This is a genomic window from Vibrio sp. 10N.261.51.A4, from assembly GCF_041471945.1.
Lineage (GTDB): Bacteria > Pseudomonadota > Gammaproteobacteria > Enterobacterales > Vibrionaceae > Vibrio > Vibrio crassostreae_C.
Genome location: NZ_JBFRPJ010000086.1, coordinates 1,154 through 13,856 on the forward strand (window position 1 = coordinate 1,154; position 12,703 = coordinate 13,856).

Below are 12,703 nucleotides of genomic sequence, written 5' to 3' on the forward strand. Positions count from 1 at the left end.
CGAATAGACGAATAGACGAAGCCGTCGCTTTAAAGCTGCGGCTTCGCATCTTTTCATATTAATTAAAACTCTTGTCTGAAGTAATTTTTGCTAAACCAGCAATCAACTTCCAAAGCGTGTAGATCGCGGCAACAAGAAGAACAACATAGCCAATAACAAAAACGGCTGTTAGAGCGCCAATGATAGTAAGCACAATCGAAACAAAGAATGTTTTGGTGATGTTGTCGTAGTGATCCGCAAAGACAGTCCCTTGAGCATCGGACTTTTTAACGATGCCCCAAATACCACCTGCAAGAAAACTAATACCAGTAAAGAAGCCTAATAGCATTAACGCATACGCGATGATGGCATGAGTTTTTGCATTTTTGTCCTTCTCTGAGAGCCCCGTATTAATTACTTCAGTATTTTCCATGTGATTGATTCCTAGGTTAATTTAATCGCGCACATGATACGGTATTATCTTGTTGATGGTCACGAATTAGTTGCTTGTTGCATATGTTACATGCTGCGTTGTGATGTGTTTGGTATTGTGTAGAGTGTATGTCTCACTGGGTCTTTGTTGATAACAAAGACATTAACGAAAAGATTGATTGGAACAAAAATCACGCTGATAGCATGCTAGCGATTACGAGTAGTCATAAAACCAACCAAAACACGCGTCGATAATTTAAGTCACAAATATGGTAAAAGCCTGCCTGGGTGTAAGAGTGGGGAAACGTACCGTAAGCTAAAGTGACGCGTTGTACTAAGCATTATTCTGAACTGTATCTTCAGCGCTTATCCCATCGAACCTGTTTAAAGCTGCTCACATTTTGGTGTTGAAAAGGATGATTCCTCAACGTTATCGGACTCAAAATGCTGCTGCCTGAGTAAGCTGACAGTCAGGTTTATCGGCATCGGCTTATAAAAATAGAAGCCTTGGATATAGTCGACACCGAGCTTAGATAAGATTTTCACTTGGGATTCATACTCGACACCTTCGACGATGACTTGCATGCCTAAGGAGCGTGATAGTTGAAGCATGGACTCTAGCAAAGGGAGACCAAAGCTGGATTCGTCGGATATGTTTTTCACAAACACGCGATCGATTTTGAGAATGCTGAACGGGAACTGTCTTACGAAATCTAACCCTGCGTAGCCTGTACCAAAATCATCAATCGCAACTCTTACGCCCATATTCGATAGTTTGGTTAGGTTGTCTTTAATCTTAATCATATCGGCATCAGAACATTCACCATCCTCTGTGACCTCAAATACCACCTGCTTGAGAATGCCTGGGTTCTTCTTGTATATATGACTCACCTTGCTTGCGAAGTTGCTATTTGATAGCACATTCCGGCTTATGTTGACGCTGATGTACTTTGATTCGAACACGTCTTGATTGCTTTTCAACGTCATTAATACTTTGCGCAGCACGAAGTAGGTGAGCTCCTCAATCAACCCTAAGCTTTCAGCAAGCGGAATGAAAATAGCCGGGGAGACGTTACCTTCAATTGGGTCGTTCCATCGTAATAGTGACTCACAGCCGACGATCTCATTGGTGTTTTGGTTAACGATAGGCTGCATGTGAACATGAAGGTGTTGGTTTTTTAGCGCACTTGAAAGCGAATATTCTAAGCTGCGTTGGCTCTGCTTTTTATGCTTGATGGAAAGGAGAATTATGGTGGTAATTCCGGCCATCAAAAAGCCAAACCATAAATAGCTCAACATGAAGTGAAGATAAAACTGATACCCAATGTATGAGGTGATGGTCAATGGGTAGGTGTTCGAATGTATCCGCACCTTGGCGATTGATGAGTCAATATCGGTAGGGTGGATATCTCTTTTTATCACTTCAACTTTGGCCTGTATTCCATGGCTGCTCAGGTTTGTTTCAACAAGGTCATAGATGAAGTGTGGCGGTATCATCAGGCTCACTCCGGCATCTTCTTTGTTCGAGAAAATGAGCATGATGGACTGAACTTGCGTGATGGCCGAGTTGGAATACGACAGGGTCGTTAAATTCGGGTCGTCATTGAGCCGCTGCCTGATGGTGCTGTATAGGCGAAATGAAACGTCACCATCGGTGGTTGAACAGTAAAATCGGTTCTCTTTATTGAATACCGCTGCTTCTTTTACCCAATCGGCTTCAAAAACGTTTTGTCGAAGCTGTCTAACGATCGCGTCGCAAGACTGTTCAGGTCTAACTTCAGATAAAAAACGGTCGAACCTTGATTGGATCCCTTCTAACCTGGTTTCGACTAACCTTGATGTGTCTTCGGTTAATGTTTGGTAGTGATGCGGTGTAAAAGGAATGAGCATTGCCATGGAAAAAAAGAAAGAGATGGCAAAGTAAAATGAAGTCTTGGCAATGTTTTTGTACTTGATATCCATAGTTGGAGAAGCGTTACCGATCTATGTGAGCATTCGATTTAATTTATAAAGTTAACGATTACGTAGCAATATAAATAATTAATATTGTGAATGCAGGCACGAATTATTGATATAAATAATATTTTTTCTAGTTTTACCAGCAAAATCTGAGCGTTATCTCATTTATTTGAGTTAGCGAGGCGTCATTTTTGATGATTCATGCGGATAACAATTGCTTATATCCTGATAAGTTTTGTTGTTATTTGGCCGGCGGAATGAACTGAATGAGATAAATATTGAGCCACGTTTGAATTAATAAAGTCACGACACGATTCGTTTTGGTGGTGACAGCATAAAGGATAGTTATGACAAAACTGATATCAGCACTCATAGCGGTGTGCTTCTCATTCTCTGCGTTGGCCGACGAAGGTGTTGTTGATTGCGAGAATGCGATGAATACCATCGAGATCAATCACTGTGCGGCAATTGAGTTGGAATCCGCACAAGCGGAACTGGATAAATACCTTGCAGCCAGCTTTGAGCACAATGCTTATGATGCTGAGCTGGTGGCGTCAATTAAGAAGGCTCAGGAGAGCTGGCAGGCGTACATGACAGCACATTGTGATTCTGTGTACACCCAATGGCGTGAAGGTTCTATTCGAGGGGTTATGGCGCTTTCCTGCAAGATGACGTTAACCAAGCAGCGCACGCATGAGGTGTGGGTGAATTTCTTAACCTATATGGACAGCACGCCTCCCGTTTTACCAGAGCCTTAATTAGCGCCGTAGGCAGGTTTAAAATACGTACAGGACTGTGCACCTGCTTCAACCTTTGGCGGGCGAATAAGAAAGCGATAGGGGATTGGCCTACTCTGTCGTTCTTAGTTCTTAGTCTCCAGCTTGAAGCATTACAGCTTTAAGTATTACCTAGTAAGGAATCGATTTTGAATAATGTCAGTATCACGCTTATTCAGCTTGAAGTTGAATACAAAAACAAACAAAAGAATATAGATTCGGTCTCTGATCTTTTGCAAGCGGAGCCGTCAGTTGGCGATATTACTTTACTGCCTGAACTGTTCACTACTGGGTATATTTTTAATGAGGCTGAAGAAATTCATGAATTGGCTGAAGACTTCGCCGACAGCAGTACTATTGATTCATTAACGCAGCTTGCAGCGAAGCATCACACCTTGATTGTTGCTGGTATTGCCGAGAAAGATAGCGGCCAATATTACAACAGCGTCGTGGTTGTGGATGCTTCCGGTTTACGACACAAATATAGAAAAATCAGTCAAACCAAATTCGATAAGCAGTATTTCTCGAGAGGGGAGGAACGCCTCTCGTTTGAGCACAAAGGCTTAAAGTTTGGTGTCGCGATTTGCTTTGATATTTGGTTCCCGGAGATCATGAGAGGGTATCAGTCGGTCGACGTTATTCTTCACCCTGCCAACTTCGGTGGGCATCATAGTTTTGCCATTGCTCAAGCGAGAGCCTTGGAGGAAGGGTGTCACATGGTTACTTGTAATCGCGTCGGGCAAGATGTGGTTAATGCGTTTACCGCGACATACTGTGGTGGTAGCCGAGTCTACTCACCCAAAGGGGAGTTAATGACTCAGCTCAACGAAAGGCAATCGGTAGAAACCGTAAGTATTCAAGATCTCTCGATTGCGCCGCAATACAATGGCGTTGATGTTGAAGATGAGATGCAGCAAATCACCACTCTGTTAAACCGTTAAACCGTTAAACCGCTAGAACAGAGACTAGCGCGGTATAAGATCGAAAAACGCAAGGTGATTAAGCCTTGCGTTTTAGCTTGGGAGCGAAGCGTTCTTAAGCTTGATCGTTCATTTGATTCAGATGCTCGACTGAATGGGCGTTTTTCATCCGCTGAGCTTGATGGATATTGACCATAAGGCGATTGAGCAGCTTTTGCAGTCGTTCAATATCCGGCAATTGTTGATTTTTGGCTTCGACTTCTAGTTCCAATGCCTGCTTAGAAAGCATGTTAAGGCCTAAGTTTAGTGACATGCCTTTAATGGAGTGCAGGGTGCGACAAAGTGGCTCTAATTCTTTATCTAAATAGTATTCGATGACACGATCAACCGACTGTTCGAACTCAATAATGGTTGAGTCGATGAGTAAGCTGAACCCTTCCGTGTCGTCTTTCAGTATGTGTATCACTTCTGAGTGGCTGATCTCTTCTTCCGTTAACCTCAGCGTTTCAATAGGCTTACGATGAAGCTCGACAATATTTTCATTCTCACTCGAACCTTCGGCTGCGGTTTGTTTCGGTAATCGACTTGAGAACTGTTGTAGGGCGTCGAAGAAACTCTCTTGCTGCAGAGGCTTGGTCAGAATATGGTCGACACCGGCTTGAATGAAGTTGTCATGCGCCTCACGGAATACATCGGCCGTATAAGCGAATATCAAGGTATCGAGTTTCAGCTTTTCGCGGATGTAATTTGTTGTCTCGACCCCGTTCATTTCAGGCATATGATTGTCCATCAAGATAAGGTCATATTGAGTGGTTTTGAGGCGTTCAATTGCTAGTTTTCCGTTCTCTGCATGATCGACATGATGGCCGAGCTTTTCACAAAAGCCCTGTGCAACAATGGCATTAATACGGTTATCTTCCACCAACAGGATACTTAACGAGTCATAACTGAGAGTTTCTGCATCGACTGTATGGGTTGCGATGTCTTTCGCTTTGCTTTCTTGCCATGTGATAGGCAGAGAGACTTGGAATTTTGTGCCAAGCCCAACAGCACTGGTTAATGTGATTTCTCCATTCATGAGGTTGACTAGGTTCTTGACGATTGCGAGGCCAAGCCCTGTTCCGCCAAACTTCCTTGTTGTGGAAGTGTCTGCTTGTTCGAACGAATTGAATACCTGTTCGTGCTTATCTTTCGGGATACCAACTCCGGTGTCTGTCACGGTCAGAATCAGTTGATTGTTGGGGCGATTGAGGTCAGCTTGAATGGACACATGACCCTCTTTGGTGAATTTGGTCGCATTGCCGCCCAAGTTGAACATGATTTGACGTAGCCTTGCACAGTCTCCGACGAGTTGGATGTTTTTCGGTATGTTATTTTCGATCAACAGGCGAATGCCTTTTTCATCGGCTAAGGGTTTTAGAGCGCTGCATACAGGCTGCATGACTTGAACAAAATTAAAGGGTGCCACATCTAGCTCAAGCTTGTTTTCTTCGACTTTTGAGAAGTCGAGAACGTCGTTGAGTATTGTCATCAAGTGGTGACCAGAATCGAGAATGATGTTGATGTTCTCTTTTGTTTCGGGTTCTTGGGTCTGGCTTGCAATGATTTGAGATATTCCAAGAACGCCGTTCATTGGCGTTCTGATCTCGTGGCTCATGGTAGACAGAAAATCGCCCTTAGCTTTTACTGCGGCTTCAGCTTTGGTTCGTTCGGCGATTAGCTCCCGAGTTTTCGCTCTCATTTCACTGTCATTACTGATCAAATTGTCTGTCATTTTTTGAAAGCTTTGTTTGAGATGAGCGATTTCGTCTTGGGTGTTTATATTCGAACTCAATTCCAGAGTTGCAGCACCTTGATCCAAATGGCCAGCGGCAACTTGGTTAGTGGCCTCAAGTAGGGTGTGTAATCTTCGATTAATACGCTTTGACGCCCACGCAGCAACAAGGAGTGATATGAACACGGAAAACAGTGTTCCGAGGATTAATATATAGCTGGTTTGATTGGCTGAGTTCTCCGATTTTTCGACCCTGGTAATAATAAGTTGTTGTTCAATTTCAATGAATTGAGCAATCTCTTGGCGAATCTCATCAATCAATTTTTTTCCGGTTTGCTGCTGAGTGAGGTCGATGACACTTTGTATTTCAGCTTCGCCTTTATTGACAAGGCTGCGTTGATGGATCTCTTTCTCTCCAGACTGTTTCAGCCATGTTTTATGAATATCATCGATTCTATATAGGCGTTCTACTTGAGGTGGGTTATCACTCACTTGATTCGCAAGGGTTTGGAGTTTTTGAGGCCATACATCAAGAGCTAAATGGTAGGGTTCTAAAAAAACAGGATCACCCGTGATCAAGTAACCACGTTCAGCCGTTTCTATGTCGACTGTTAAGCTGAGAAGTTCTTGAGCCCGAGCGATGGCTTTATGTGTGTGTACAACCCAATTATTGTCTTTTACAACCGTTCGGGTGTTTTCATGGACAGAAAAAGCCACGATAAGCATCAAAGCGATAGGAATCAAAAAGCTGACTAATAGCTTTTTCTGTAGGGATATATTGTCAAACCAACCCGCGATCATAAAACAGCGCTCTCCATGTCGTTGTTATTCACTGTTAGTGTAGATGATCATTAGTCGTTAAGTGCGCAAATAGTTGCTGAGTGCGTAAATACATACTTTAGCGTGTAAGTTTTGCATATTAAAGGCATTTTAGGGGCGATTAAGCGGCGTTATTATGTTTCAAAGACAAAAAAGCTAGCTCAATAAGCTAGCTTTCAACGGTGTGATGAGTGTGGCGAGTATTAAAGCGCTTTTACGCTGCTTCGTTCAACAAGAGTAGGTTCAAGTTCAACGACTTGCGGATAAGCATCTGGAGTTTGTAATCTGCTCAAAAGCGTATCCACTGCGGTTTTACCTAAACGATGTTTTGGCTGGTGGACAGTGCTTAACGCGGGTGTCATGTACTTCGACAGGTGGATGTCATCGTAGCCAATGATAGACAGATCATTCGGAATCGATGTGCCATCTTGCGCCGCAGCGTGAATCACGCCCATCGCCATCATATCGTTACTGACGAACAAGGCAGACGGCATTTCGCCACGAGTTTTCAATGTCTGATAAGAGTCAAAACCACCGTCACATTCAAAGTTGGATTCAACAATCCACTTAGGGTTGATCTCTAAATTGGCTTCTTCCATTGCTTGCTTGAAGCCTTGATAACGAGACGAAGCTTGATTACGGTGCAGTGGGCCAGTGATACAACCAATTTGAGAATGACCGTTATCTATCAAGTGCTTAGTTGCCATGTAGCCACCTTGGTGCGAGTTGTCTTGGATCTTATCGCTCGCAAACAACATAGGGCCCCAATCCATGACTACAACAGGCAGTTCTGGGTAGCGCTCGAATACATCGATATGTTCGCCTTCAAGGGTAGAACACATTAGCATCAGGCCATCGACTCGCTTTTGCAGCAAGGTATCGATAGAGGATTTCATGCGTTCGCTATCGCCTTCGGTGTTACACAAGATAAGGTTGTAGCCTTTTTCGTAGCAACGACGTTCCACACCTTTTACCACTTCGCCAAAGAATGGGTTGGTGGATGTGGTCACTAGCATTCCCAAGGTTTTGGTTTGCTTCATTTTCAAGCTGCGAGCCAATGCAGAAGGCGCATAGTTGAGTTCTTTAGCCGCACTGTTAACACGCTCAGCAATCTCTTCACTGACAAAGCGTGATTTGTTGATCACGTGGCTCACGGTAGAAGTCGAAACCTTTGCGAGCCGTGCGATGTCTTTCATTGTTGCCATAAAAAATCCTTGTGGGAATAACCTTCCACGTTGGGCGATATTCTGCCTGAAAACAGGGGCTTATTCTTGTTATTTGTTGTTACCGAATTTGAAGGCTAACATCCGTTAATCACGGTTTAGCTCAGAAGTTAGGCCTTCAAATAGGTATCAAACTAAGCAGACAGTTGCTCTGCCAAAAACGCATCGGTTTCAGCACGGCTTGGAATCGACGTTTGAGCACCAAAGCGTGTCACAGAGATAGCAGCTGCAGCATGAGCAAATTTAATCGCACGCTCAAGTGGCATATCTTCAAGCAAGCCTGTCACCAACGCGCCGTTAAAGGTGTCACCTGCGGCAGTTGTATCTGTTGCTTCAACACGGAAACCTGCGATTAATTCACCTTCGCTGGCTTCATTGCCTTGACCGCGATGACTCACCCACACGCCTTTCGCGCCTAGCGTGATCATTACTGTTTCGATGCCTTTAGCATGCAGAGCCAGCGCAGCCTGATGAGCTGATTCGTTGTCCGTCACGGTAATGCCGGTTAGCACTTCAGCTTCGGTTTCGTTGGGTGTAATCACGTCAACACAAGCAAGCAGCGAATCCGATAAGGGACGAGCAGGAGCCGGGTTTAGAATGACTTGCGTGCCACTCTCTTTTGCTACTTTCGCAGCGTATTCAATGCCTTCAATTGGCGTTTCAAGCTGAGTCAGCAAGTACTTAGCACCGCGAATCTTCTCTAGATGCGGCTCGATTTGATCGCAAGTCAGCTTGTCGTTGGCTTCCGCAGAAAGACAAATACTGTTTTCGCCTGTTGCGGATACTTGGATCATCGCGATGCCAGTAGGCGTGCTGTCTGCAACGATCACACCGTCGATGTTTATACCATCTTTAGCAAAATCTTGACGAATATTGATGCCAAATGGGTCGTCACCAACACAGGCGATGAAGCCGATATCTGCGTTTAATCTTGCTGCCGCTACGGCTTGGTTTGCGCCTTTGCCGCCAGGAATGACCTGATAGTTACCGCCAATCAAGGTTTCACCCGGACGAGGGAACGAAGGAACTTGTAGTACGTGGTCAGCGTTAACGCTACCTAAAACAATCAGTTGAGTCATGATACGAGCCTTATGATATATCGTATTTGAAAATGCATGGGTCTTTCTCATGATGTTAATTGTTCGCCTTGTTAGCGGCTTATGAGAAACAGCGATGCACTGTCGGGTTTTTTGAGTCAGTGAGCTAATGAGCTAAGCAAAGCAGGGGATAGGGGACCCCTGCTTTATATCGCGTTACTTAGTAACGATTACTTAGCGATGATTTTTAGAGGTACTGGTACGTACTCGTCTACAGTTTCGCCTTTCAGTACTTTGTCTGCCATTTCGATACCTAGAGAACCGATTAGGTCAGGCTGTTGTGCAACCGTTGCGCCAAGTAGGCCACGGTTAACAGCAGCGATGCCGTCGTCTGTGCCATCAAAGCCAACGATCATCACTTCTTTGCCTGAAGCTTGAACTGCGCGAAGTGCACCTAGTGCCATTTCATCGTTCTGAGCGAATACTGCTTGTACATCTGGGTTAGCAGCAAGTAAGTTTTCCATTACGTTCAGACCTTTAGTACGGTCGAAATCAGCAGGTTGGCTTGCAAGAAGTTCAAGGTCGCTGCCGTTTACTGCGTTCATGAAGCCTTCACCACGTTCACGAGCAGCAGAAGTACCAGCGATACCTTCAAGTTGGATTACTTTCGCTTTTTCGCCCACTTTTTCCATAATGAAGTGACCCGCCATTTCACCACCGATTACGTTATCAGAAGCGATGTGGCTCACTACGTCACCACGGCTTGCACCACGGTCTAGCGTTAGTACAGGGATGTTTGAACGGTTAGCAATGCGAATAGCGTTAGATACAGCGTCTGAATCCGTTGGGTTAATCAGGATTGCTTTAACACCACGAATGGTTAGATCTTCAATGTTCGAAAGCTCTTTGCTTGGGTCGTTTTGAGAATCAAGAACGATAAGCTTGTAGCCTAGCTCTTCCGCTTTCGCTTCTGCGCCATCTTTCATGGTTACGAAGAATGGGTTGTTCAATGTAGACAGAACGATTGCCATTGTATCTTGCGCCTGTGCAGACACAGATACCGTTGTAGAAAGAAGAGCAGCAGAAATAAGAGTCGCTAATTTTTTCATGGTGTAAGTCCTTTGTGTAGGGTGAGCTAGGAGGTGAGTCCTAGCTCGTAGTTACATTATTTATAGATTCTAATATTTTAAGGTAAAACAAACTGTTACTTTTATTAAACTAGAGTGTTACTTGTATTAACCTAGGATGTGAATAGGTTTTATTTGTTTTTGTTGTCGACCAATACCGCCAGAAGAATAACCACTGCTTTTGCAATCATCTGGTAGTAAGAAGATACGTCTAGTAGGTTTAGGGCGTTGTTTAGGAAGCCGATAATCAGAGCACCAATCAATGTGCCCATGATACGGCCACGACCGCCAGCTAAGCTTGTCCCGCCAAGAACTACGGCTGCGATAGCGTCTAGCTCATAACCCATACCTGCGGTTGGTTGAGCTGATGACAAACGCGATGCCACGATGATGCCTGCCACTGCAGCTAGCAGACCACAGATTGCGTAAACACCGATTTTTACTTTGTCTACGTCGATGCCTGATAGGCGAGTTGCTGATTCGTTGCCACCCAGTGCGTAAACGTAGCGACCAAAGCGTGTGTGGTTAAGTAGGTACCATACTGCTGCGAATACCACGACCATGATCCATACTGGAACCGGTACACCCATTGCGTAGCCAGTACCGAACCAAGCGAATGCGTCTGCTGTGTCTGTGAAGCCTGTTGAAATAGGACGACCATCTGTGTAAACCATGGTTACGCCGCGAAGTAGTGTCATGGTGACAAGCGTTGCGATGAAGGCTTGAACCTTACCCTTAGCGATAATCACACCACTAATCGCACCTAATGCTGCACCTGCTACAAGAGCGGTTGGTACTGCGATCATCACAGGGATTTCCATGCCAATCATGCTGGCTGCGAACGCACCACAAAGCGCCAGTACAGAACCAACACTCAAGTCGATACCCGCGGTTAAGATAACCAGCGTCATACCTACAGCGATAATTGCGTTAACCGAGGTTTGGCGCAGAATGTTTAGGATGTTGTCGACAGTAAAGAAGTTCGGGTTTAAGAAAGAAACGACAACAATCAGGAAGAGCAAAGCAATCAATGACTTTTGATCAATCAGCCACTCTTTGCTGATTAACGGTTTTTTCTTTGGAGCTTCAGTTGTTTTGCTCATGGTTTTAGTACTCATGCTGCGTCCTCGTTGATCTTTTTACCGACCGCACACGCCAGTAATAATTCTTGGTTTGCTTCTTTAGCATCAAATTCACCGCTTACACGGCCTTCATGCATCACCATGATGCGGTCACTCATTCCTAACACTTCTGGCATTTCAGATGAGACTAAAATGATGCTCATGCCGTCGGCTTTAAATTTATTAATGAGTTGGTAAATCTCTTTCTTAGCACCGACATCGACACCGCGCGTTGGCTCGTCGAGAATCAGTACTTTTGGTTTGGTCATCAAGCCCTTAGCGATAGCCACTTTCTGTTGGTTACCACCAGAAAGGTTGCCAATAATCTGTTCGCGCGTCGGGGTTTTGATGTTGAATAGCTTGATGAAGTCATCTACTGCAATCACTTCGTCTTTATGTTGGATTTGACCGCTCTTTGTTAGTAGGTCAAGTGAACATAACGACATGTTTTCTTTAACAGAAAGCCCTAGAACTAAGCCATCGCCTTTACGGTCTTCAGAGATGTAAGCAATGCCATTGGCCAAGCCGTCTTTCGGGCTTACAGGGTTGATGGTTTTATTTTCTAGGTTGATGACGCCGCGTTCACTTGGAAGGGCACCGTAAATCACTTTCATCAGTTCAGTTCGGCCAGCACCCATTAGGCCAGATACACCCAGGATTTCACCGCGTTTTAGCGTAAAGCTCACATCGTGAACACCAGAACCCGTCAGGCCAATCACTTCAAGACAAGTTTCACCATGGCTCTGGCCGATACGTGGATATTGTTCCTCTAGCTTACGACCAACCATCATTTCGATTAGGCCATCTTCGTCGGTGTCTTTTACTTCACACTGACCAATGAACTTACCGTCACGAAGCACTGTGATGTCATCACAAATCTCGAAGATCTCTTTCAAACGGTGAGAGATGTAAACAATGCCACAGCCTTCATCGCGCAGTTCGTTAATCACCTTAAACAGAGATTCAGTTTCGGTATCGGTTAGCGCATCGGTTGGTTCATCCATGATGATGACCTTAGATTCAAACGATAGGGCTTTCGCGATCTCTACCATTTGCTGCTCACCAAGGCTCAACTGGCCTAAAGGTGTTTTCGAGCTGTGTTTCACGTTAAGGCGTTTAAGTAGCTTGTCTGCTTCTTGGTACATCTCGTTCCACAAGATACGACCCATGGTGCCCGTGATTTCACGACCTAAGAAGATGTTCTCGGCGATGGTCAATTCAGGGATTAGATTCAGCTCTTGGTGAATGATGCTAATGCCTGCTTGTTGAGAATCACGTGGCCCTTTAAATGCAGCAGGTTTTCCTTGGTAGGCAATAGTGCCGCCGTCCAAGTGGTAGATGCCTGTCAGCACTTTCATAAGCGTTGATTTACCCGCACCGTTTTCACCCATTAACGCCATTACGCGTCCTGGATAAACGTTGAGGCTTGCCTTATCCAGTGCTTTCACACCAGGGAAGGCTTTCTCAATTGAGCTAAGTTCTAAAATGGCTTGAGTCATGTCGGTTCCTTTACTCGGGGCCAGTTGTATTTGATTA

Annotated in this window: 10 protein-coding genes; 2 read left to right on the plus strand and 8 right to left on the minus strand. The window is 44.7% G+C overall.

What is annotated here, in order from left to right:
- Window positions 1–58 precede the first annotated feature (58 nt).
- Together AB4384_RS18920 and AB4384_RS18925 are read right to left on the minus strand one after the other, a co-directional pair.
- Window positions 59–412 carry a membrane protein gene (locus AB4384_RS18920; protein WP_017068500.1) on the minus strand — a complete coding sequence of 118 codons (354 nt, stop codon included), beginning with the start codon at window positions 410–412 and terminating at the stop codon, window positions 59–61.
- 383 nt (window positions 413–795) lie between these two features.
- Complete coding sequence (locus tag AB4384_RS18925; protein WP_372110676.1) at window positions 796–2,373, minus strand: EAL domain-containing protein; 1,578 nt, start codon at window positions 2,371–2,373, stop codon at window positions 796–798.
- 344 nt (window positions 2,374–2,717) lie between these two features.
- Here AB4384_RS18925 and AB4384_RS18930 point away from each other — a divergent pair, with 344 nt between their 5' ends.
- Window positions 2,718–3,128 carry a lysozyme inhibitor LprI family protein gene (locus tag AB4384_RS18930; protein WP_372129956.1) on the plus strand — a complete coding sequence of 137 codons (411 nt, stop codon included), beginning with the start codon at window positions 2,718–2,720 and terminating at the stop codon, window positions 3,126–3,128.
- Between the two features lie 167 nt (window positions 3,129–3,295).
- Complete coding sequence (locus AB4384_RS18935) at window positions 3,296–4,087, plus strand: carbon-nitrogen hydrolase family protein (RefSeq protein ID WP_017072271.1); 792 nt, start codon at window positions 3,296–3,298, stop codon at window positions 4,085–4,087.
- A gap of 94 nt (window positions 4,088–4,181) precedes the next feature.
- Here the strand turns inward: AB4384_RS18935 and AB4384_RS18940 are convergent, their stop codons facing one another.
- The 6 genes from AB4384_RS18940 to rbsA form a co-directional block, all read right to left on the minus strand.
- On the minus strand, window positions 4,182–6,641 hold the full coding sequence (locus AB4384_RS18940) for a CHASE3 domain-containing protein (protein WP_372129957.1): 2,460 nt from the start codon (window positions 6,639–6,641) through the stop codon (window positions 4,182–4,184).
- 221 nt (window positions 6,642–6,862) lie between these two features.
- A complete protein-coding gene (locus tag AB4384_RS18945) occupies window positions 6,863–7,864 on the minus strand; it encodes a substrate-binding domain-containing protein (RefSeq protein ID WP_017071159.1) in 1,002 nt (333 codons plus the stop codon).
- Between the two features lie 152 nt (window positions 7,865–8,016).
- Complete coding sequence (gene rbsK, locus AB4384_RS18950; protein ID WP_372129958.1) at window positions 8,017–8,961, minus strand: ribokinase; 945 nt, start codon at window positions 8,959–8,961, stop codon at window positions 8,017–8,019.
- A gap of 188 nt (window positions 8,962–9,149) precedes the next feature.
- Complete coding sequence (rbsB, locus tag AB4384_RS18955) at window positions 9,150–10,028, minus strand: ribose ABC transporter substrate-binding protein RbsB (RefSeq protein WP_372129959.1); 879 nt, start codon at window positions 10,026–10,028, stop codon at window positions 9,150–9,152.
- 149 nt (window positions 10,029–10,177) lie between these two features.
- On the minus strand, window positions 10,178–11,164 hold the full coding sequence (gene rbsC, locus AB4384_RS18960) for a ribose ABC transporter permease (protein WP_017060855.1): 987 nt from the start codon (window positions 11,162–11,164) through the stop codon (window positions 10,178–10,180).
- Complete coding sequence (gene rbsA, locus AB4384_RS18965) at window positions 11,161–12,666, minus strand: ribose ABC transporter ATP-binding protein RbsA (protein ID WP_017068491.1); 1,506 nt, start codon at window positions 12,664–12,666, stop codon at window positions 11,161–11,163. The genes rbsC and rbsA overlap by 4 nt, the downstream gene beginning before the upstream one ends.
- Window positions 12,667–12,703 lie beyond the last annotated feature (37 nt).